Annotated in this window: 21 protein-coding genes, 1 pseudogene and 1 riboswitch; of the genes and pseudogenes, 15 read left to right on the top strand and 7 right to left on the bottom strand. The window is 44.4% G+C overall.

What is annotated here, in order from left to right; all coding sequences use genetic code 11:
- Nucleotides 1-378: 378 nt before the first annotated feature.
- Together L8G48_RS11320 and L8G48_RS11315 are read left to right on the top strand one after the other, a co-directional pair.
- Nucleotides 379-654 carry a helix-turn-helix domain-containing protein gene (locus tag L8G48_RS11320; RefSeq protein ID WP_248264723.1) on the top strand — a complete coding sequence of 92 codons (276 nt, stop codon included), beginning with the start codon at nt 379-381 and terminating at the stop codon, nt 652-654.
- Complete coding sequence (locus L8G48_RS11315) at nt 654-1,967, top strand: type II toxin-antitoxin system HipA family toxin (RefSeq protein WP_248264722.1); 1,314 nt, start codon at nt 654-656, stop codon at nt 1,965-1,967. The genes L8G48_RS11320 and L8G48_RS11315 overlap by 1 nt, the downstream gene beginning before the upstream one ends.
- Nucleotides 1,968-2,033: 66 nt before the next feature.
- Here the strand turns inward: L8G48_RS11315 and L8G48_RS11310 are convergent, their stop codons facing one another.
- Nucleotides 2,034-2,807, bottom strand: coding sequence for a hypothetical protein (locus tag L8G48_RS11310; RefSeq protein ID WP_248264721.1), 774 nt, complete (start codon nt 2,805-2,807; stop codon nt 2,034-2,036).
- Nucleotides 2,808-3,225: 418 nt separating this feature from the next.
- Between L8G48_RS11310 and L8G48_RS11305 the strand changes: the two genes are divergently transcribed.
- The 7 genes from L8G48_RS11305 (at nt 3,226) to fni (ending at nt 10,191) form a co-directional block, all read left to right on the top strand.
- Nucleotides 3,226-3,999, top strand: a complete 774-nt coding sequence (locus L8G48_RS11305; protein WP_248264720.1) for a bacteriorhodopsin-like — start codon at nt 3,226-3,228, stop codon at nt 3,997-3,999.
- 61 nt (nt 4,000-4,060) lie between these two features.
- Entirely contained in the window at nt 4,061-4,948 is an 888-nt protein-coding gene (locus tag L8G48_RS11300) for a polyprenyl synthetase family protein (RefSeq protein ID WP_248264719.1), read from the top strand.
- Nucleotides 4,948-6,432, top strand: coding sequence for a phytoene desaturase family protein (gene crtI / locus L8G48_RS11295; RefSeq protein ID WP_248264718.1), 1,485 nt, complete (start codon nt 4,948-4,950; stop codon nt 6,430-6,432). Before L8G48_RS11300 ends, crtI begins: the two co-directional genes overlap by 1 nt.
- Nucleotides 6,429-7,331 (top strand): phytoene/squalene synthase family protein, encoded by a 903-nt coding sequence (locus tag L8G48_RS11290; RefSeq protein WP_248264717.1) that lies wholly within the window; start codon nt 6,429-6,431, stop codon nt 7,329-7,331. Before crtI ends, L8G48_RS11290 begins: the two co-directional genes overlap by 4 nt.
- Before the next feature lie 14 nt (nt 7,332-7,345).
- Nucleotides 7,346-8,395: a lycopene cyclase family protein gene (locus L8G48_RS11285; RefSeq protein WP_248264716.1), complete on the top strand. Its 1,050-nt coding sequence runs from the start codon at nt 7,346-7,348 to the stop codon at nt 8,393-8,395.
- Entirely contained in the window at nt 8,382-9,185 is an 804-nt protein-coding gene (locus L8G48_RS11280; protein ID WP_248264715.1) for a Brp/Blh family beta-carotene 15,15'-dioxygenase, read from the top strand. Before L8G48_RS11285 ends, L8G48_RS11280 begins: the two co-directional genes overlap by 14 nt.
- On the top strand, nt 9,178-10,191 hold the full coding sequence (gene fni / locus L8G48_RS11275; protein WP_248264714.1) for a type 2 isopentenyl-diphosphate Delta-isomerase: 1,014 nt from the start codon (nt 9,178-9,180) through the stop codon (nt 10,189-10,191). The genes L8G48_RS11280 and fni overlap by 8 nt, the downstream gene beginning before the upstream one ends.
- A gap of 161 nt (nt 10,192-10,352) precedes the next feature.
- Here the strand turns inward: fni and L8G48_RS11270 are convergent, their stop codons facing one another.
- A complete protein-coding gene (locus L8G48_RS11270; RefSeq protein ID WP_248264713.1) occupies nt 10,353-11,747 on the bottom strand; it encodes a 5-methyltetrahydrofolate--homocysteine methyltransferase in 1,395 nt (464 codons plus the stop codon).
- A 43-nt stretch (nt 11,748-11,790) separates the two neighbouring features.
- A complete protein-coding gene (locus L8G48_RS11265) occupies nt 11,791-14,277 on the bottom strand; it encodes a TonB-dependent receptor (protein ID WP_248264712.1) in 2,487 nt (828 codons plus the stop codon).
- Nucleotides 14,278-14,368: 91 nt separating this feature from the next.
- On the opposite strand from L8G48_RS11265, the gene L8G48_RS11260 reads away from it, so the two are divergent.
- From L8G48_RS11260 to L8G48_RS11250, 3 genes are read left to right on the top strand one after another with little or no spacing between them, the layout of a single operon-like run.
- Nucleotides 14,369-14,869 carry a ZrgA family zinc uptake protein gene (locus L8G48_RS11260; RefSeq protein WP_248264711.1) on the top strand — a complete coding sequence of 167 codons (501 nt, stop codon included), beginning with the start codon at nt 14,369-14,371 and terminating at the stop codon, nt 14,867-14,869.
- 2 nt (nt 14,870-14,871) lie between these two features.
- Complete coding sequence (locus tag L8G48_RS11255; protein WP_248264710.1) at nt 14,872-15,354, top strand: Fur family transcriptional regulator; 483 nt, start codon at nt 14,872-14,874, stop codon at nt 15,352-15,354.
- Between the two features lie 2 nt (nt 15,355-15,356).
- A complete protein-coding gene (locus L8G48_RS11250; protein ID WP_248264709.1) occupies nt 15,357-15,755 on the top strand; it encodes a MerC domain-containing protein in 399 nt (132 codons plus the stop codon).
- Nucleotides 15,756-15,766: 11 nt separating this feature from the next.
- Here the strand turns inward: L8G48_RS11250 and L8G48_RS11245 are convergent, their stop codons facing one another.
- Nucleotides 15,767-16,276, bottom strand: coding sequence for a DUF3299 domain-containing protein (locus tag L8G48_RS11245; RefSeq protein WP_248264708.1), 510 nt, complete (start codon nt 16,274-16,276; stop codon nt 15,767-15,769).
- A 170-nt stretch (nt 16,277-16,446) separates the two neighbouring features.
- Here L8G48_RS11245 and L8G48_RS11240 point away from each other — a divergent pair, with 170 nt between their 5' ends.
- Nucleotides 16,447-17,172 carry an ABC transporter ATP-binding protein gene (locus L8G48_RS11240; RefSeq protein WP_248264707.1) on the top strand — a complete coding sequence of 242 codons (726 nt, stop codon included), beginning with the start codon at nt 16,447-16,449 and terminating at the stop codon, nt 17,170-17,172.
- Nucleotides 17,166-18,397, top strand: a pseudogene (locus L8G48_RS11235) (ABC transporter permease). Before L8G48_RS11240 ends, L8G48_RS11235 begins: the two are co-directional and overlap by 7 nt.
- 274 nt (nt 18,398-18,671) lie before the next feature.
- Here L8G48_RS11235 and L8G48_RS11230 read toward each other — a convergent pair.
- From L8G48_RS11230 to L8G48_RS11220, 3 genes are all read right to left on the bottom strand, one after another.
- Entirely contained in the window at nt 18,672-18,929 is a 258-nt protein-coding gene (locus L8G48_RS11230) for a hypothetical protein (protein WP_248264706.1), read from the bottom strand.
- Nucleotides 18,922-20,535 (bottom strand): PepSY-associated TM helix domain-containing protein, encoded by a 1,614-nt coding sequence (locus tag L8G48_RS11225; RefSeq protein WP_248264705.1) that lies wholly within the window; start codon nt 20,533-20,535, stop codon nt 18,922-18,924. Before L8G48_RS11225 ends, L8G48_RS11230 begins: the two co-directional genes overlap by 8 nt.
- 629 nt (nt 20,536-21,164) lie before the next feature.
- The gene (locus L8G48_RS11220; RefSeq protein ID WP_248264704.1) at nt 21,165-21,581 is read right to left on the bottom strand and encodes a YqaA family protein; all 417 of its coding nucleotides are present in this window, start codon (nt 21,579-21,581) and stop codon (nt 21,165-21,167) included.
- A gap of 111 nt (nt 21,582-21,692) precedes the next feature.
- Nucleotides 21,693-21,845, top strand: a riboswitch (yybP-ykoY riboswitch).
- Between the two features lie 18 nt (nt 21,846-21,863).
- Here L8G48_RS11220 and mntP point away from each other — a divergent pair.
- A complete protein-coding gene (gene mntP, locus L8G48_RS11215) occupies nt 21,864-22,421 on the top strand; it encodes a manganese efflux pump MntP (protein WP_248264703.1) in 558 nt (185 codons plus the stop codon).
- The last annotated feature ends 264 nt before the right edge of the window (nt 22,422-22,685 follow it).

The raw sequence follows: 22,685 nt of genomic DNA, 5'->3' as shown, positions 1-22,685 counted from the left end.
TTTGACCGTCAACGGAGCATTTCAACTTCAACCCTTCATACATGAGGCTTGTTTTAAAGTTCTCAATTTTAGGGACAAAACTTGCTGTTTTTTTACCTGAGCAGGAGACCTTTTCATTAGCAACCTCCCCAGTTTCTAATGACTAAATTATACGCTAATTCAAAACGTTCTGTCATTTTCAGTGTCACGGACGTCTTTATTGTATCGTAAGTTTTAGCTCCATCTTTGACGTAACGAGCAATCCAGATATTCATCCACATGCCCTATACGCACTCGCGAATAATACGTATTTTATACATAGTTGCGTATAAATATTGACTTATACGTATATGCGTATAATATTAATTTTATACGAACTTGCGTATAAAAGAGGGCGCAATGAAAATTACTGATCCTAAAGCATTATCGAACTACCTACGAGATGAACGAAAAAATCGCGGCCTGAGTCAAGCTAAGGTTGGAGATTTAGTCGGATTAAGACAAGGGACGGTCTCAAAATTTGAGTCAATGCCAGAGAAAATGCAACTCGATACCTTGTTTCGTTTACTGTCTGCTTTAGAGCTCGAGCTCTCAGTAAAACCCAGAATCAGCATCGTGCGGAATAAGAGCAGTGACTCTTTATTGCCCGGTGATAAATGGACCGAGGAGTGGTAATGAATACACTCGACGTTTATATGAACGGCTACCGGGTAGGGCATTTGAGTAGAAGTGATTCTGGCGCTCAGACATTTTCCTATAATGAGGCGTGGATCACTAAAGATGGCGCTCGTCCAATTTCTTTGTCGATGCCGTTACGGCATGACGCTTATGCAGGACGGGAAGTTACTAACTTTTTTGATAACCTGCTGCCCGACAATGAGGAGATCAGGGACCGGATTGTTGCCCGTTATCAAACCGACTCCAACCAAGCGTTTGACTTACTCTCGGCTATTGGGAAAGATAGTGTCGGTGCGTTGCAGTTCGTCCCAGAAGGTGAGGATCCAGGGGACGTTCGTGAACTTCGGTATGAAAGACTCACAGAAGAGAAGTTAGAGCGGGTTTTAAAAGGTTACCAGTCTAAGGCACCTCTGGGCATGTTGAGGGAGCTGGACGACTTCAGAATCTCAATTGCCGGGGCTCAGGAAAAAACGGCCCTGTTAAAAATAGACGATGTATGGTGTATTCCAAATGGAAACACGCCGACGACTCATATCATTAAACTTCCGATTGGGAAGATTCAAAGCCATAATCACACGATTGATCTGAGTGACAGTGTGGAGAATGAAATGCTCTGCCTAAAAATCGCGAGAGCCCTCGGTTTTGGTGCACCGGATTGCGAAGTGATTATCACGCCAAATGTTAAAGCCCTCGCCATTAAGCGCTTTGACCGTACATATTCCAGTGATCATTCATGGCTAATGCGGCTCCCCCAAGAGGATTATTGTCAGGTACTTGGTCTTCCGTCTGCTAGAAAATATGAATCCGATAACGGACCATCGATTGCCAATATCATGAAACATCTTCAGGGATCTGCTGAATCCATGCGTGATCGCGAGGTTTTCATGGGGGCACAGGTGTTGTTTTTCTTATTAGGTGCGACTGATGGGCACGCAAAGAATTTCTCCGTTCATATTGAGCCTTATGGTGCTTATCGATTGACCCCGATTTACGACATTATTTCTGCTTATCCTGCGGTGGGTGGCACCGGCCTCAATATTCGCGACTTAAGACTTGCGATGAGCTTACGGGGATCGGGCGGTAAGAAATGTAACATCTATCAAATTTTTAAGCGTCATTTTCTAAACGCGGCAAAAGACGCGGAATTCAGTCCGACCAGAATGAGTGAAATTATCACTGAAATGTGCGACCAAGTTGATGATGCTATTGAGCGAGTGAAAAACGATTTACCTGATGACTTCCCAACGAGCGTTTCGACGCCGATTTTTGATGGTATGCGTGAGCGTAAACGTCGACTGCTTATTGAATGAATATACCCAAACTCGTATTGGGATTATGTGATAAGTTTCGCACGGTTACCCATCTTAAATATTGTTTTACTTAATAATAACCGTCGTTTTATCGACACCGGTATTCCCATTCTCTGGGTCGTAAGCATGTACGATGATTTGGTATACTCCCGGCTCTCTGACAGGCATTTTACCTTCAAACATGCTGCTTTCAGCCGCGTAAAACATTTTTTGTTCAGCTATTTTTTTTCCGTTTTTTATGACAGTCATAGCAATCTCGAATTGATTCGCATCCCAGAGTCCATCAGGAGTGATTGGGCAACCACACATCATCATGACATTAGCTCTGATAGATAGGTTGTTTGCATTATCGATTGATACTTTTTGAGTTGCTGCCGGTTCCATTACATTGACTATAAGACCGGGCAGCACTATTACCCAACCATCACCAGCCGAGAGGTGACCTCCTGGAATCACCCATTGAGTTGCACTTGCTGCATGCGTTGCTTGTGGTTGTGCAAGTGGCCCGTAAACTTCCGCTTCAATGAGTCGCGGGCGATCAAGGTTTAGTATAGTTTCAAAAGATGCGGCAGATTCATCAGCTAAGCCAGCGCGACGACCGCTATTTTTATGCATTATTTTGGCGGTGTTTCCGGTACCGCCGGCGGTTACTCCCTGTGCCAGAACCTCACCCGTTTCTTTGTCGCGTAGGATAACCCTTGCTCCTCCTACGCTTGAACCTATAAATTTAGCGTCTTTGCTCAATACTCTTACCGTGATGGAAGTATCTTCAGCCATTAACGGACTGGAGGCTACAGTCAAAGCAAAACTAACCGCAACAATGAATATTTTAAATTTCATATATTATAAGTTCCCGGAGGTTACATTAAGTCATACCGCTATTGTTATCGCGTGAGCGGCGCAAGAGCTTTTAAAATAGACTAATTGTAATTTTTCTTCAAAGAAGCGAAGCAGATAAATTCAGCCAAATAGTATGTTAAGCATAACGATGAGAACCCTCGTCCATATCCCGACTAAAACACATAAGGCAAACCAGCTTAAACTCCTTGAATTTCCCCTGTTTTAAAAAATATCTAATAAATGAATGTTTTTTGATCTTTTTTTGATCCATAAAACCTGAAATAGTCTATACATAAGTAGCTCAAGTGTTATTTTTATGTAGAGTTAATGAGCTGCTTTTTTTTATTCACCCTTATTCACCCTTGATGCAATTAAGTGGTATGCCGGGGGCAACTTAATCATTTATCTGAGGTGCTTTATGAGCGCAATATTAAAAAAATGGCAAGCGGCATTAGTTCCAGCATTATTATTACTGCTGCCGGGAACCGCAAATGCCGCAAATCTTCAACCCGATGATTTCGTCGGCATTTCGTTCTGGCTTATTTCGATGGCGCTTGCTGCCGCTACAGTATTCTTTCTTTGGGAAACACAATGTGTCGATGGTAAGTGGAAAACGTCTTTGACCGTTTCGGCGCTGGTGACTTTTATTGCCGCATTCCATTACTTTTACATGCGAGACGTTTGGGTAGCTACTGGAGAAACACCAACGGTTTACCGTTACATTGATTGGTTATTAACCGTGCCATTGCTAATGATTGAGTTTTACTTAATTCTACGTGCTATTGGTGCAGCGAGTGCCGGTATTTTCTGGCGTTTGCTCATAGGTACTTTGGTCATGCTGATTCCGGGTTACCTTGGTGAAGCGGGTTACATTAATATTACCGTTGGTTTTGTTATTGGTATGATCGGTTGGCTTTATATCCTCTACGAGATTTTCTTTGGCGAGGCTGGCAAAGCGGCGGCTTCGAAAGCAACCCCGGCTGTTAAATATGCGTATTCTGCGATGCGCTGGATAGTAACTATTGGCTGGGCAATTTATCCATTGGGTTACGTATTAGGCTACATGACCGGTAGTGCCGACCAAGATACGTTAAATATTGTTTATAACCTTGCCGATGTCGTCAATAAAATCGCATTCGGTGTGTTGATTTGGTATGCAGCAACAAACGAGAGCACTGCAACCAAAGCGTAGTGTAAATTGACTGAGCTACATTGTGTGGCTCAGTCAAAACTAGGCCCGCTCCGGAGGCTGTATGACAACTTACCAATCAGTTGTAAATGCAACAATCGAAAGGCTTGCTAGTGACTGCGAAATACGTTTAGCAAGCAGTTTGCACGACGCGACGCCTAAACTTCAAGCTGCCTGGCAGCATCAGTTATTAGCAAAAGGCAAACGTCTCAGGCTTCGTCTGTCGTTGCGTACAGCATTGACTTTAGGCATAACAGAAGAGCAATGTCAGCATCTCGCTTGTGCTTGTGAACTTGTCCACCAGGCATCACTAATTCACGATGACTTGATGGATAACGATAGATACCGGAATAACGTAAGCACTATTTGGTACGAATTTGGCAGTGAAACAGCTATTTGTCTTGGCGATACATTACTTGTTGAGGCATTTTTTCTGATCAACACGATTCCCCATATCGACTCAGGTTCAATGCGGGCACTCGCGACTATTTTTCGCAATTCAATTCATGCCGCTGCTGAGGGGCAAGTTCGCGACTGTGACACCAATGCAGTTGAGCATTATACCTATACCGATTATGTCGATGCGGTTCAGCGAAAGTCAGGGGCTCTGCTTGGATTACCCGTTATCTCTGCGATGGTATTGCAGGGAAGTAATAAAGATAACATTGTTACTGTTACTGAAGCCTTTGCTGAGCTTGGTGTTGTTTATCAGCTTCTTGATGATATAGAAGATCGAAATATTGATGAAAATCATCGCCTAAATGGTTACTGGATATTGGCAAAAAATGCGCCAAAGCAAGACATTTATCGACTGGCTACCATCAATATCGAGAAACACCTCAAATTGGCTGAGCGTCTATTAGCAACACAAGAAGAAAGTATTCAAAACTGCTTTGGCTATATCAAAACCTTAATTTTTCAAAAGCATTCTAAATTAGCGGTGGCAAGTTAATGAAAACGGTTGTAATTGGCGGAGGTTTTGGTGGTCTGGCTTGTGCGCTTCGAGCCACAGCTAAAGGACACGAAGTAACATTAATTGAAAAAAAAACCGAACTTGGTGGCCGCGCACAAGTATTTGAGCGCAACGGGTTCATTTTTGATGCCGGACCCACTGTAGTAACTGCCCCGTTTTTATTTGACGAGTTATTTTCATTGTTTGGTAAAAACCGCCAAGATTACATTACATTTATTCCATTAAGTCCGTGGTATCAGTTCTACTTTTCTGACGATAAAACAAGATTTAATTATGGCGGAACGATAGAGAACACATTAGATGAAATAGAAAAGATAAGTCCAGACGATGTTAGCGGTTATTTAAAGCTTATAGAACACAGTCGTAAAATCTATAAGGTTGGATTCGAACAGTTAGCAGACCAGCCCTTTCACCGTTTGATGACGATGCTTGCCCAAGTGCCTCATTTAATCAAACTGAGAGCCGATCGCAGTGTCTGGAAAATGGTCAGCCGATATTTAAAAAACGATAAATTGCGACAGGCTTTCTCGATACAGCCATTACTGGTTGGTGGTAACCCATTCTCGACAACCTCAATCTACGGGTTGATACATTATTTAGAACGCCAATATGGAATTTCTTTTGCTAAAGGTGGTACTGGTGCCATCGTCGAATCCCTTCGTCAGCTCATGCTGGATGTTGGAATAACCATTAAAACGGAAACTACAATGGTGTCGGCCAATATCTCAGGTAAATGCATAAGTTCTATTACCTTGAACGATGGAGAGACGTTGAGTGCCGATAACTTTATCTACAATGGCGATCCGCTTTTTTTGTATCAACAATTGTTACCTCAATCACGACAAAAAATGAGTATTCGGTTGAAGACCGAGAAAAGCCAACGTTCCATGGGATTGTATGTTCTGTTTTTTGGAACTAAAGCACAATATCCAAACGTTGAACATCACACTATATGGTTAGGCAAACGCTATGAGGAGCTCCTCAAAGAAATTTTTGCTGAAAAAGATATGCCGGATGACTTTTCTCTTTATCTGCATCGGCCTACGGCAACAGATGCCTCTTTTGCCCCAAAGGGGTGCGATAGCTTTTATGTGTTGGCCCCGGTACCGAACTTACGTGCCAATATTAACTGGCAGACAGAAGAGCCGAAGTTGAGAAAAAAAATCATTGATGCACTCGATAAAACATTACTTCCTAACCTTAAGCAGACAATCACTAGCGTTTTTTCCATGACTCCGGAAGATTTCAAAGCTGACTACTTAAGCGAGGATGGTGCGGGGTTTTCTATTTCGCCTAAGTTTACCCAGTCAGCCTGGTTTAGATTTCATAACCGCTCAGAGGTATATAACAACTTATTCCTGGTTGGCGCAGGAACCCATCCGGGTGCCGGTATGCCAGGAGTATTGAGTTCGGCTAAAGTGGTTGAGAGACTTCTCCCGGATAGTCAGACGGATCTGCCATGAAAATCCCGATTAATAAACACGAGCAGGCAGAAATTTTAAAAAAAAACGGTAAAACGTTTTATTTTGCGGGTCTATTTTTAAGCAAGACCGCATTTCAGAGAGCCACCGCTTTATATGCTTTTTTGAGGAGTATCGATGATGCTATTGACGAAGCCGATAGCAAGTCAACCGCCCTAAAGCGATTGAATAGCATACGAAGCTCAGTGCCAACTAACGTTGGCAGCAACAATCACCTTTCTGACGACGTGTTAATAATATCCGAGACCTCAATTTCAGAGTTTTTACGCGGCATGAGCTATGACACAGGCACTGTAGAAATTAAGGATAAAGATGAACTGGATGACTACTGTTATTGTGTCGCCGGGACTGTTGGCGAAATGATGTGCGAAGCACTAGGCAGCAAAGACAAGCGGGCAATTGATCATGCAATTGATCTGGGTATAGCAATGCAGATGACCAATATCGCCAGGGATGTATACGAGGACGCTGCACTCGGCCGAAGGTATCTACCCGCAAGCTGGCTTGGAGAATTGACGCCAACACAAATCTTAGCGGCTGACCAGAATACCGAACCTCAAATTCGGGCCGCTATCTGCCGGCTCATCAAACAAGCCCGAGTACGTTACCGGCATGCTCGCCTGGGAATCGCTTTACTGCCATTGCGTTCGCGTTTTGCAATATTAGCAGCGAGTTACCTGTACCAGGAAATTGGCGAGCAAATCCTTGCGGAGCAGGCCGTAAACTGGAGGTCGCGCAAACGTGTCGGCATAATAAGAAAAACAATAATTACCGCTAAATGTGTTGTGCGTTTCTTGACGAAGCCTAGCTATTGGCGTTACATCCGGCTTGGCGGCATTGGCCGGCCGTCAAAGTCGTCGGCGCTGCTGAATCCACGGTAACTGAGTTAGAACCTATGGCGTGGCTAACAATAATCGGCGGCGGACTGGCGGGGTTGTCTTTATGCGATGAAATTTTGACGAATTTTGAAGACGCAGGCAAACCATTGCCAGGAGCCATTGAGGTTTATGAGCAAAAAACGTCTTATACCGATGACAGGAGCTTTTGCTTTTTTGCGGACACCGACTCTATTCCTAAACATGGCCAAAATTATTCCTCATGGGCTTTTAGCCAACATGGAACTGGAGAACAAATAACTCACGAAAGCAAACAACATCGCTATTGTAGGCTCAGAGGCATCGATGTGTTCACCGATCTTTTGCACAGGTTAAATGCGCATTCTCAGGTTTCGATACGGATGGGCTATAAATTTGAGACTCATCATGCCGAAGGGATAGTTGTCGACACACGGCCTGCGCCAGCAGACCAGTTTATCATCAAGCAGTCGTTTCTCGGTAAAGAGATTAAAACCCAAAATCTCACCCAACACCAAGCGACGCTAATGGGAAACATGCGTTTAGAGCAGGGACAATTTACGTTTGATTATATTCTACCCACCAGCAGTGACTCAGTGCTTTTTGAAGTTACTCAGTTTTCGGTTGAGAATTTACCACGAGAAAAGCTGAACGAGTTATGGTGCAAAGCGGCTCAGCGTCATGGGTTTAATAACTCAGAGATTATTCGCGAGGAATGCGCGGTGCTTCCCATGGGCCTGAAAACTAAAGCCTACAAGAGACTCAATTCGCAACAACTTCGATGGGGGACCGGTTATGGGTATCTTGGAACAAAACACTGGGCCAGGAATTGCGCACAATCAATTATGGTTGATGGTCAACCCCGCTATCCGTCAAAGATAACGACTCAAAACCGTTTTGACCGAGCGTTGTTGAGAGTCATAAAAGACCAACCTCACGCCTTGCCAGACGTATTCATGTGTCTTGCCCGGCAATTGAGTCCTGGTCAGTTCGCTCGCTTCATGACAGAACCTGGCTTTACCGATTATTGGAATGTAATGACCGCGGTCCCCAAACTGCCTTTTTTGAGGGCGTTATATGGCAGAGATTGATACACTGTCTGTTGTTGCTTTAACGCTTGCAACCATAGCGGGACTGCCCCATGGTGCGATGGATTTTTTCGTAGCGAAACGCTTGCAGTGCTGGAGAACAACTACACAAATGATACTGTGGCTAACGGGGTATATGTTACTTGCGGTTTCGGTCATTATTTTGTGGTGGTTATCGCCTGTTACCTCGTTATCATTATTTTTAATGTTCTCTGCACTGCATTTTGGCCGCGATTTATCATCGAATAACGACTGGTTGGCTGTGGTTATTGGCGCCGTTATTTTAGGTTTACCGGTTTATTTTCATCCTGATTCCGTGCGTATTTATTTTGAGGCATTGTTTTTAACGCCCGAACAATCCATGGCATTGACACTGGCCATGTCCTGGACAGCTCAACTATTGCTGCTGGCAGTTTTTATACACTTGCTTCGGTACTTACATAAACCGTCTTCCAGACACACAATGCTAAGCTTATGCTCTCTTATTGCCGTTGCTTATTTAACCAGCCCGTTAGTTTATTTTGCACTGTATTTTGCGTTATCTCATAGTCCAAAACATCTTATAGCGCAGTGGCAGCGCCTGCCCAGAAATACGCAACGAAACGCATTAAAAATACTAACAGTACTGACCCTATTACCGGTTTTTATTGGAGCAATTGTTATTTGGTTAGGGCACCTGCCAATTCAAACTCAAACCATTGCAGTTGTGTTTATTGGTCTGGCGGCATTGACGTTTCCTCATATGCTTTTAATAGAGCGCGACATTAAACATAATCGAGATAATTATGGATAGAAAAAAGTCTCATATTGAATTGGCGGCGTCACAATCTAAAACGGCAAGCTCCGACTTTGACAAGCTTTACTTAGAACATTGTGCGCTACCCAACTTTAATTTTGAGTCAATATCGCTAGCGAGTCAGTTTTTGAATTTTCCGCTATCAGCACCTATTTTGATTAGCTCAATGACGGGAGGAACAGCGGAAGCTGACTTTATTAATGCCAACCTGGCTGTTGCAGCTAAAGAGTGCGGCATCGCTTTAGCTGTGGGTTCTCAACGTGTAAGTATTGAACATGAACGAGACAGTGGCCTTACTAAATCGATCAGACCGATGGCCGGGAAAGCGCCTCTTTTTGGCAACGTGGGGCTCGCAAACTTAATTAAATGGAACGATACAAGTATTTTAGGGCTATGTGCCGAACGCATTAACGCAGATGCGATGTTTGTTCATTTAAATCCTATGCAGGAAGTATTTCAGGATAACGGAGATACCGAGTGGAGGAGAAGCACAGACATCTTGCGCGCTTGTATTGAAGCTTGCCCGGTTCCCGTTATTGTAAAAGAAGTTGGCATGGGCCTTGGTCTTGAAGCTGCCCAACAATGCCAGGCAGCAGGAGCCGCAGCAGTCGATGTAGCGGGTAAAGGCGGTACTGATTTTATCTCTATTGAAGGGGCCATGTCTTCTAATCAGCGTCTCGCGCTTGCAGCTCAGGTTTTTTCCGAGTGGGGTAAATCGACCCCGATATTAGTCAACGAGTTATCTAAAAACGGCTTTTCTTTACCCATAGTTGCATCTGGAGGTATTCGCAATGGACTCGACATTGCTAAATCTTTGGCTTTAGGAGCATCAATCTGCGGTATTGCGGGGCATATTCTGCCGTTTGCTCGTCAATCAGAACAGGCCTGCATTGAAGCGGTTGAGCAGCTTAAAGTCGAGCTAAAAATTGCTTGTTGGGGCAGCGGCAGTAAAAATATTGATAGCCTCAAAAATAAACATCTCGCCTCTCACCTATATCCATAACTCGTATCGAATTCTGGTCATTAGCGGATGACGGCACAATGAGCTTGATGGTTACCGATAGAGGCTACGCGCAGCAATGAGGTGGTTAACACTGGCTTCATTGAAAACCCAGTAAAAAGCCGCCCATTACAGGCGGCAAACTCCAGGGAAAACTCAATGTATTAATGCTCGTGGGCGTCTTCTTCTGCTTTAATACCCAGCCAGATTAAACGGCCAGGAACAAATTCTAACTCCATATCGCCTTCAATCGTTGCTTCTTCAAGATTGACCGTCAGAACATGTTGAGCAATTGGGTCAGCAACAAACGCATAGTGGCCATTTTGAGCAACCGTCATGCTGAATGAAGCGTCTTCCGGCATGTCGGCCACATCCTCCTCAGTAATATCGAGTCGGCTCTCTACCTCCCAGTGCATGTGGTCGCCTTCCATATGCCCATGAAGAATAGTTAAGAAGCCTTGGTCGTCCAGAATTAAGAAATGCTCACCATTATTAGAAAATGTGTAAGATACCGGGCTTGCATCTTCAGCGTTGCCCCAATTCAGAAGCTCCATTTCGTTCGCTTGCGGGTCAATTGCGACAAGAGTAGCCTCACCGCTACCATGAGAAGAAGCGACACCCATAAAAGTCCCGCTGTCTTCGTGGCCGTACAAATTGCCAATACGCAGGTCATTTAAACCATCAATGTTGTCAACTTTTACAGATTCAAAATCAGCGTTATGCTGATGAGCAATCATTACCCCATCGCTACAGCCAAATGCTACATAATCATGGTTCTGAGCGGCACCGTGCAGATCAGGGCACACGGTTTCCAGTGTTTGCTCAAGTTCGTACTCCGCATCGTGTAAATGGTAAACGCCGACTTGGTCAGGAAGTGTTTTTGAGTTTGAGGAGCTATCAGTGTCTGCGCGTCGAATGGTAGAGAACAAATGCTCTCCCTTTGGTAACGCGACACCATGCATATTATTGTTATACGTTAGTGTTGGTACCTCAGCAGACTCGTTTGCAATATCAGTGTCAGTAATAACCTGAACCGATGCAGGCAACCCGGCATCTGCATTACCATCAAAGAAAATCGCAAGTTGCCCATCGTGGCCCACCAAGTGCGTTGGGCGCTCACCAAATAGCTCGTAGTCACTCATCATTGGCGGCTCACTGTAAGGATGCATGTGATCACCGTGGTCTTCCTGCCATAATCCGCCATCGATAAAGCCGACTCGCCCCTCGTTACGGTTGGTTATTGCAACATAACGATAATCTGCGGAAGCAGATAAACGACTCCCTTCGTACATTAATGAAAATGTATCGAGTGAAGAGCTTTCCTCAAGGTCGAATATTGTTGTTTGATTGGTCGATGCATCCGTCACAGCTAAGCGGCCTGATGCTATTCCATGCTCATCGCCGTGGTCATGACCATGCTCACCGCCATGGTCGTGATCGTCGCCAGGCGATTCTACCGGGTCTTGTTCAACAATTGTGGTTTCTGCATCTCCACAACCTGTTAATAACAGGCCCCCTAATGCAACGCAAAGCAGGTTTAACTTAAATAATTCAGTCATGATAAGTCCTTTAGTTATGTTTTATAGTGTTTAAATCAGTGAGTCAGAACGAGCCTTTTACCCCAAAACCAATGCTCCGGCCCGGCCGAGGTGCAATATCTTTCAGGAAAGACGTATGAACCCGGGCTTCAGTATCTGTGAGATTGTTAACGTCTAAATACACAGCCATAGAACGGTTAAAGAAAGGCAAGTCGTATAAGACATTGACATCAAGCATGGTATAGCCATCCGTTGCCGTTTCTCGTGTCGCTACATTGTCCTGCTCTTGGTAACGAGTGATGTCGAGGTTGGCGGTCCAATTGTTTGCCTGATAGCTGAGTTTGGCTCCAAATCGAAACGGAGAAGTGCGAGGTAACTCGCCACCATCTTTCAATCTTGCGCGAACGTAGTCTGAGAAAAATGTTGTTTTAAATGCATCCGTTGCCTGCCAGGCTACTTGAGCTTCAAAGCCATGCAGAACCACGTCATCTGATTGGAACAGGTAGACCGGTAATTCGCCGGCGTGGTCGTGACCTGCCTCTTCATGATGGTTATGTTCATCGCCATGGTCATGACCTTCCTCTGCATGATGGTTGTGTTCATCGCCATGGTCATGACCGTCTGGTGCGAATAATTCCGTCGCAGTCTGGTAGTAATAGTTGTCTACCTGGTTATAAAAAGCGTTTAAAATGAAACCGATATCGCCATCTGTTTTACGCAGTGTTAAATCGATATTGTTCGCGGTTTCAAGGTCAATATCTTGTTCTGTTAAACCGAAGTGCTGATGCCCGCCGTCATTGTGCAGCGCAAATAAAGCACCAACCTCATAGGTTCGTGTACCAATATGGGGGCCGAATGACAAAAGTTCAGATGCAGAAGAAGCTCGCTGTGAACGCGATAACGACACTCCAAAGTTGTAGCCGGGGGTAAAGTCCCAAACTAACCCGGCAGATAGACTGACCGGTGTGAATTCATGCTCTACATCAAATACACGCGTTTCGCCACTGTGTTCATCGCCGTGCTGTGCGTGTTCATTATGTCCATCTGGGTCATGAGCGTGAACATCAATTTCAGGTAGCAGCACTGAACTTGCCTCAAGCTCAACACGCTCCGTTCTTGCGCCAAACTGAACCAGCACGTCACCAAAGTGGCGCTCTTCCATAACGGCTACTGCTAAGGTCTGCGTCTCTGATGGCGGAGTAAAGGCTTCACTCCCCTGAGCAGCGACATCACTGTTTTTATAATGAAAGCTTAGAGCACCGGTCCAGCCGGCCCACTCCTGATGGCTCAGGTCGAGGCGAAGTTCTTGAGTTTCGTTTTCAAATGTCGTTCCTATTGCGCCGTGCTCTACTTCAGCATGCTCATAGTCGGTAAAAGCAGCCCGTGTATTTAGTTGGCTGAACCAGGCATTGTCAAAATTAATTTCGCTTAATAGCTGAATTCTTGTTTGCTCTAAATCAGCAAAAACCGCCTCTTCTTCCGAATGTCCATTTTCATGGCCGTGTTCTTCGTCATGGGCGTGCTCTTCGTCACCGCCGTGCGTATGGCCGGGAATACCATAGGTCCGGTTAAATTGCTCTACCGCCACGCCAACGTAACCCTGGTCAAACAAATAACTGGTCCCAAGTGTGAAACCATCAGACTCCTCGCCACTGTTTTCAACCTTAAAACCGTCGCCTTCAGCACTACTGTCGATATCAGGTGCAACGGGCACCTCATAATCGTTAGACTCCCGTGAGTAGCCATCGGCGTAAAAAGCGACCGGGCCTGAGCCGGTAGTGACATTGAATGAGCCTAATTTGCTATCGTCAACGGCGTGAGTTTCCAGCAGCCACTCGCCGCGGGTTGTGTTGTCTGTCGGAACACGACCATCAACGACATTGACAACACCACCGATAGCGCCGCTGCCGTAAAATAACGTCGCCGGGCCTCTTAACACTTCGATTTGTTGTGCGGTCGAGGCCTCCGATGCCACTGAGTGATCAGGACCAACGCGCGAAACATCGCTGACATCGAGGCCATTTTGAGCGATCAAAACTCGTGGTCCGCTCAAACCACGAATGACCGGTGTACTGGCAACCTTGCCGTGAAAGTTAGTATGAACCCCGGGAGTCTTCTCTAGTGTGTCGCCGAGCGTAGCACTTTGTTGGCGCCGTAATTCTTCAGCTCCTAAAACACTGACCGGTGACGCAGATTCCATTGCCGACATGTGCAGCGGTGACGCCACAATGTCTATGACTTCGATAGGAGAGCGCTTTAAAGTAAGCCGGATTGATTCAGATTCATCGTTTGCAACGCTAACCTGACGGTACAAGTGAGCATAGCCTTCTGCTGAAATGTGAAGCTCCCGCTCACCCTCGAGCATCGGGTCGATGAAAAAACGCCCGCTTTCATCTGTACGTGAACTAACACTCGTGCCTTTTACAACGACGCTAGCGTTGTAAATAGCATTACCGTTTGCATCTTGAACAACCCCCTCAATAGATTGAGCCAGAGCGCTTGTTGATATTAATGCCCCTATCGACAGAGCGATAGGTGATAGCTTCAGCATTTTGTTCTCCTAATTAAATAGTGACTTTATCATTGTTTTGATATGTTATAACATAACGATAATGATTCGCAAGTAAAGGTAATGTCACTCTATGAAAGTCCTATCAATTGCATATAGCTTCTTAATAATAGTGGTGAGCTATTTTCATGCATTGCCAGTGAATGCAGCGAATGCTCATGTGCACGGTCAGGGACAAATATTCATTTCTCAGGAAGAAAATCGTTGGCAGATTTCATTGACTCTTCCGGCCGCAGATATGCTTGGGTTTGAACATACGCCAGAAACTGACGCAGAGCGGGGGGCACTTAAGAAAGTTGCTGAACGACTCGAAAACAACAGTCAGATTGTCGAGTTAAGCGGGCGATGCTCAGTAACCAAGGTTAAGCATAACTTAGAAAACTTAAAACAGGGTGGGAATGGGCATCATGATATCGACATCAGCTATACGTTCGATTGTGAGAGAGGCATTACTGAAGTCCAGGTTCTTTTTTTTAAGTGGGTTGCTACAGATTTAGTTAAGGCGCAATGGGTTCTTGAACAGGGTCAGGGTACTCAGGATGTGACCCCGGCTAAACCGTTTATAAAGTGGTAAAAATGCATAAAAGGTATGTCGATAATAATCTTCGGGCAGCAACAGAAATCTGCGAAGCCAAAGGCTGTAATTTTACGCAGAAGCGGCAACGCGTGCTTAAAACGCTGCTAGAGGCAGAACGTCCATTATCAGCGTACGAGATAACAGACAATTATAATGCTGTGACCGAACCAACCATTAGTGCAGTATCCGTATACCGTATTCTGGAATTCCTGGAGTCAATAAAACTCGCTTACCGTTTACGTTCCGCCAGTAAATATATTGCCTGCAAGAACATTACAAAGTATCAAGGCTCGGACATGTCATTTTTCTTAATTTGTCGCAATTGCCAGTGCGTTAATGAAATCGAGGTATCGTCGAAGATTGTGACATCCCTTGCTGAGCTTATAAACAAATCAGGCTTTTTCTCGTCCAGTTCACAGGTAGAAATTAATAGCCTATGTGCTGACTGTAAAGCCACTCATTATGATCCCTTAAAGGAGTAACAATGGTAAATCTTCAAAAAATCGGTGATAAGACGGCAATAGGGCTTTCGGGACTTTGTCTTGTTCATTGTCTACTTCTGCCTATTCTACTCATCGTGCTTCCCCCAATAACCGGGTTGCTTACTTTAAACGACGAAACTTTTCATCAGTGGATGTTGTTTGCTGTCATCCCCATTAGCTTTATGGCTTTGCTAATGGGTCATCGTCACCACCGCAATCGTTTTACATTACTCATCGGCGCAACGGGGCTAGCAATACTGGTGTTCACGGCGTTTATAGACCATGACACGTTCGGTCCGTATGCCGATGTGATATTTACGGTCATCGGTTCCAGTATTATCACTTATGCCCATATCAGGAATTATCAATTACGGAACCGGAGACAGCCCGAGGCTAAATAAGCAAGAATCTCTTAGTCTTGGTAACGAAAGAAGTTGTCAATCCTTAGCCTGTAGGCTGAGGAGCCTGTACCATTTTCTGTCATTTCGATGGCCAGCACTCCCTCAAACCAAAGTGGTTCATAAAGGCTATCGAGTTCGATACCTTCTTCGACAACCGCGTGAATTATTTGATTGGGAGGTGGCGGCGGCAAATGTATACAAGCTCCAAAATAAGGCACGATAAAGAACTCTGTAATCTTCTGCTCTGCGTTGTTCGCCAGCGGAACAACAAACCCCGGAATCCGAATGGCTTTATTCTCGAACTCTTTGATCACTTCAGTAGAGGTTAAGGCTTGCTGAAAACGCTGTGCTTTTTCATTTGAGAACGCTTTTTGTTCAAAAGCATCGACTGAATCTTGTTGCGAACCATCCGGTATCTCCGACAAATAATCAGGCGGGTTCATTAATGCCTCCAGATCATCCTCTGGCATCAGTTCCGTCCATTCTACCTCTACGTATTGAACAGGCTTTTCTTGAGCCATTAATGAGAACGTCAGCAAACACAAGAATAGAAAAACAAAGATGCTTTTATTAGCTGAAAGTAAAGAATGAATCATCATATTTTAAACCAATGAGTATTTAGTAGAATATGTTCGTTATGTTATAACATAACTATCGTATTGCGTAACTTCAAAATAAAAGAAAAACAGCGATGAGAAACACTAAAGTACTCACTGAAGATAAGTGCGCTCCCCTTGCTGTCAATGTTAAGCAAGTTCGGCACCACTATAATAAATCAGAAAAAGACAGTGGCCTTTATATTCCTGAATGGAAATTAAAGCGTGGCGAACAAGTGTTTTTACATGGAGAATCGGGTTCAGGAAAAACGACTCTTTTAAATTTGCTGGCCGGCGTACTGATACCTAACCAGGGTGAAATAAACCTTTTAGACCAACCGTTCTCTGCAAAGTCAGCTCGCTGGCGAGACAAATTTAGGGCTCATCATATTGGTGTTGTTTTTCAGCAATTCAACCTGATCCCTTATTTAAGTGTTTTAAAAAACATTCAACTTGCCGCTTACTTTGCTAAGTCACCCATCGCCAACGTAGAAGAAAAAGCACAAAAAATACTATTAAAACTCAAACTCCCGGCCATTACTTTGCAAAAGCCAGCCCGGGAGTTGAGTGTCGGCCAGCAACAACGAGTGGCGATTGCTCGTGCGCTGATTAATGAACCTGAACTGTTGCTGATTGATGAACCCACATCGGCGCTAGATGCCTCGGCAAGAAATGCGTTCATGGAAATCCTGACCGAGATATGCCAGGGCGGTAACACCACTATGATCTTCGTCAGCCATGACATGTATTTAGAACGATTTTTCGAAAACAGTACGCCTATGTCGTCGTTATGTCAGCCGTTAGGGAGTCAACAATGCTAGTTTCTCTTGCATGGAGCAGCCTCGGCAGCCGCCGTAAATCTGTTGTTCTTACCTTTTTATCATTGTTAATTAGTATTAGTGTTTTGCTCAGCGTGGAACATATTCGCGAACAGGCAAAAGGGAGCTTTAATAGAACCATATCGGGTGTTGATATCATAGTTGGCGCGCCCAGCGGTCAGCTCAATTTACTTCTGTATTCCGTATTCAGAATGGGCAGCCCAACCAACACTATCGATTTTGCGAGTTATCAGGCCTTAAATAACAGTAGTCAGGTAAAATGGGCGATCCCTGTGTCACTGGGTGATTCACACCGTGGTTTTCGGGTAATGGGAACCAACGACGATTATTTCACTGACTTCAAATATGGCAACAAGCAGCCGTTAAGTTTTAAGCAAGGCAATGCTTTCACCGGTATGTTCGAGACGGTTATAGGGGCCGATGTAGCCAAAAACTGGATTATCGGGTGGGTGATAAAATTGTTCTCTCACATGGCATTGGAGCTAACAGCTTCAAACATCACGATGAGAGTCCTTTTATTATCAGTGGAATATTAAAACCCACGGGCACTCCGGTTGATAAAACTGTGCACGTTACTCTCGAAGGAATAGAAGCTATTCATCTGCCGGCCTCGAAGTTGCAACGCATACTTGACCAGCATTCATCAGTAGAAGTATCTCCCAAAAGCATCACAGCTATTATGTTGGGGGTAGAATCAAAATTCACGATTTTTAAACTGCAGCGGGAAATCAACAATTACCAGGAAGACCGGCTAATGGGCATCCTGCCCGGAGTTGCGTTGACAGAGCTGTGGCAGATGATGGGTACCGTCGAAAATCTGTTGCGCGTTATAAGTGTCCTGGTTTTAATCTCCTCATTGTTTGGCCTCGCAACCATGTTGCTTGCTTCGATGAATCAGCGCACAGCAGAAATTGCGGTAATGCGAATATTAGGTGCCGGCCCAAAAACCATTTTTTTGTTGGTACTGCTTGAAGCGCTGATACTCGCTATTTTAACGACCGCAGCTGCGATAGGTTTTGTCAGTACGGTACTTTACCTGATGAGTGATTGGTTAGCCTCAGAGTGTGGTCTGTTTTTAAGCGCTAATCTAATGTCGATGAATACACTGATTATTGCAGGTATTATTATTGTTGCCGCTGCTGTTACATCTATTATACCGGCGCTGGAAGCCTATAGAAATGCTTTGCATAGCAGGTTAGGTCACTAGAATTGAAACCGGTTAGTGCCGTCATTTTTTGGTGATCATAATTCGGCCAGGCTATGCAGGAAAAAAATTACAACCTTTTGGATTATTTAGATTTGGCATAAACACGTTTATGCTGTACCCCGTAAAGACAAGTGTAAATGATAATTGTTTTCAATTGCGTCTTTTGTTATAGTTTTTGCCGTTGGTTTTAGGCGCTTATCAACAGCGCTTATCTAACACTCTCCCTGGTGCAGGTTTTACCCCAGCTATTTTGCTGGGGTTTTTTATATCTCGCCTATGCGGAAAGAGAATTGGATAGTAACGAAAACGCAATACCAAGCAGGCTTAACATTGATATGGCGATAACAGCACCGGCTAAAATGCCATAAGTTAAGCTGAAGAATAAAAATGACAAAACTGTGGCGATAATTGCTATTACCCAACGTAACTTTGAACGTTGTGCTTGACTGTTTTTAACCAATACCCAAATGGCTACGCATTGCATAATGATAGCCGCTACAATTGTCATACTATCAGTCATATTATCAAGCATTGCCTATTCCTTTGTCGCTGTTGTCGTTACCAACAGGTTCTAAGCTGGACTTATTTGAGACTCGTTTTGTCGTAAAAATGATGAGAACACCGAGCGTAAATAAGGTTAGATCGGTAATTGCCGTTTCCCACTGCTTCAGTAAAAATAGTGAAAAAATATCGTCCCCCGTAGTCAGCACGTTTAAAAATGGCACGCAAAGCAGGGTGACTGCGGTCGAATACGCCATTAATTTTGAAGATAACCCCGTGTTCTTGATACAAAAAGCGAGGACGATAGATAAAAGCCAACTACCAAAAAATATTATCCCAAATAACACTGAGCTACTTAACTGAGGGGTTGTGCTCCACGCCACCAGTTGTGCCGGAAATAAAACCGCCGTTGCGAATACAACACCACCGCAGGCTCCTATCACTAGTCGCTTGACGTTGCTGTAAGTTGACGCACTAAAGTTGCTGGTAGAGGATTTTTCTCCGCGGTGGAGCCAAAGCATCATGCCACTAATTGGCAACAGTGCGGTTGTTAACCCCAGTAATGTCCAAATTAACTTGACCAGAGGACCACCAAAATTTCCGAAGTGCAGCGGAAACATTAAATCAAGTATAACCGGAGAAACCCCTTCAAGCTTACCAAATCGACCAAAGGCTTCAGTAAAGTTGCCTGAGCTGCCTTCGTAACTCAGGGTTTGCGCGGATACCTTATCTGAGCCAACACCACTGATATAGACTTTGGCGTTTTTATCTTCAAACCCATAAATTGAAATAAGCTCTAATCGCATGTCCTCGTCATAGGACTGCGCATGCGCTAATGGTTTGGCGACTTTAGTTGAAGCAAACTCATTTGCCATGATCGGCTCTGGTGTTGTAACGAACATTTCCACGAGCTTTTCTTGATCACCATTAAAGGTTACAAATGCCGCCGCTGGAATAAGTATCACGGTAGCAAGCCCAAGGAATGCGCCGGTAAACGCAATTACACCGTTAAATAAGAGCCCCCAGACACCAAGTACTTTATGAAAGTCTGCAAGCGAGACATCGAAACTTTTTTTCCATCTGAACGTAAAAAGGTTGCGTAATTTTTTACGGTGTATGAAAAAACCCGTGATAATAGACACCGTTAAAGTTAAACCCAGGAGGCCGGTGAGTAATAACCCCAAAGGACTTCCAAGATGAAGATCTGCATGGAAATCAACAATAAAATCAGCGATATCTGTTTCGCGCGTTTCAAATAATTCTCTAACAGACCCGGTTCTGGTGGACAGTAGTTGCAGAGACTGGTTATGGAAGGTTTTAACAATCGCCTGTCCGTTGTCGTGGTCTTCAAACACGACCGTTAAATTGGTGAATGTGCGTGCGCGTGGCAGGAAAATATTGATCTCTTCCCGGAAAGATTCGGGTATGTCACTAACGTGCTGAACGATAAGTTGCTCAAGTGATTGAGGTTTGATCTCTGCGGCTTGCCGAACCTCAGGGTTGGCCCAAACTTTAATCTCTGGTCGGCCAAACACCGAAACAGCCCCGGTGAAGGCTATTACAAATAACAGTATTCCCGTGACAATACCGACCCAACTGTGAAGAGTATAGAGTTTTTTTATTGTAAAGCTTTTCAAAGTAAACCCTCTATTGCAGAGCTAAAATAGATAGTGTCAAATGCGAAACCAATAGCAGAGACATGACGAGCAAGGGATGCCAAACATTTTTGGCTAAATAGGAATAGATAAAAAAAACGGCCCAAAGAAAAAGGAACAGAAAGATGGGCAAACCGATTTTATCTGGCGTACTCAAGGGCAAGTAGGTGCTCATGCCTGGTATCATCACAGTGACCGTTACCAGTGATATCAGGCACGCTGCGAAATGACGCATTTTGATATGATTAAATGTTGTCCTGCGGCTGCTCATAATCCCTAGTTCCTAATAGTCCGGTATTGATTGTTTTATCTGTTTTGGCAAGCTGAAAGTGCATAACTTTAAATCTGAAACGAACAGAACTTAACTATAAATGTAAATCGTTCTCAATTCAATTTTATGTCAAGTAGAGATAAGGCGTTTACGGGAAGTGTTGCGCAACAATACTGAATAAACGAATGAGGTGCTGAATTGATAATCAGAGGATGCCGCTGTTAGCGCACAGGAAGCCCGGGATAAACCGATGGGCTGGTGTGAAGTTGCGTCAAGTGGTCAATAAAACCTGACTACCGTTTATGGTTAATCCAGTCGGTGCAATAGTTACCGAGAGTCATTAAAACAACTGCGTAATACCCAGTAAAATAGCGTAGCGGCCAGATTTACTAATAAACACCAGAATTAAAAATTGCCAGAAGGTTAATCTCAGCATACCGGCTATAAAAGTTAGCGGATCACCAATAAACGGCGCCCAGGCCATAAGCAGTGACCACTTACCAAAGCGCTCAAACCAACGGTGACCATGGGCCAGAGATTTCGGTTTAAACGGAAACCAGCGCCGGTCCTGATATTGCACCAAGAAGCGACCCAGAACGTAATTGACCACTGAGCCCAGCGTATTACCGATTGAAGCCAGCCACCAAATTATCCAGACATTGTAATCCAGCTGCTGTGCCGCCACGACCACAAACTCAGATTGAGCGGGTAGTATTGTGGCGGCCAGAAACGCTGTCAGAAATATACTGAAATACATACGACCATAATGACACCGGTCGGCATATAAAAGAACCGTTTAGTAGCGCTCAAAAATGAATACTAAAGCAAATACCTTTGCGAGTTTCAGTTAAGTTTTGTAATATAGTGCCTACGTTGGGGAGTAGCCTGTTTCCATAGTTGGAAGCGTTCGTGTCAACATAATTGGCCACATGCCATGGTGCGAACACCTCTCGGTTGGCGAGACCATCGATATATCCATGCTGAAAGTCGGGCGTGTGGGTATATTGTGGACTCAGAAGGCCCGGCCGGAGATAACTCAATGAACCCAATCGCTCTCCTTTTACTTGCTTTTTCTATGTCAACAGACGCTTTTGCTGCGGCGGTCGGTAAAGGAGCAAGCCTTAACCGTCCTCGCTTTTTCGAAGCACTAAGAATGGGCGTAATTTTCGGGACGATTGAAGCAATAACCCCTCTTATTGGTTGGCTAATCGGTAAGTCAGCATCCTCTTATGTTGAAGCCTGGGATCATTGGATCGCCTTTTTCTTATTGCTGGCCCTTGGTTTGCATATGGTTTATGAAGGCTTTAAACCCAGCGAAGAAGAAATAAAAAAACCTTCCAGACAATCGTTGTTTAAAGTTTCTATTACGGCTTTGGGCACCAGTATTGATGCTATGGCTGTTGGTGTAGGCCTTGCTTTTATCGATGTCAATATTTGGCTTGCTGCCGGGCTTATCGGTTTAGCCACAACCCTGATGGTGACGCTGGGCGTGATGTTAGGGCGCTTTGTTGGAGCGATAATAGGCCATCGGGCTGAAATATTCGGTGGAATTACTTTAATCGGAGTGGGCTTTTGGATCTTATCGAGCCACTTATAAGAAGCTGTTTTATTAAGGTAACGTCATAATTTCACTGTCTAATCTGAGCTTGGTAGTTCTATCTGCACCTTAACTTTGAGTTCTCAGCACAGCTCTGCTCAATTTCATTAAGCAGGTTTAGCACCAAATAGAAATCTGCCCTAATCTCATGTTCAATCAGCTCAACTAATCAAGTCACCCAGCCAGTCGAATTCAACATCAACCCTGTCTTTTATGACAATAAGAATTTGTGCCCGGGGAACCCAAAAAACCATACATCTTTAG

The sequence above is a fragment of the Idiomarina aminovorans genome, from assembly GCF_023155095.1.
Lineage (GTDB): Bacteria > Pseudomonadota > Gammaproteobacteria > Enterobacterales > Alteromonadaceae > Idiomarina > Idiomarina aminovorans.
Note: the sequence above shows the minus strand (reverse complement) of the source record. Positions and strands in the feature narration are given on the sequence as shown.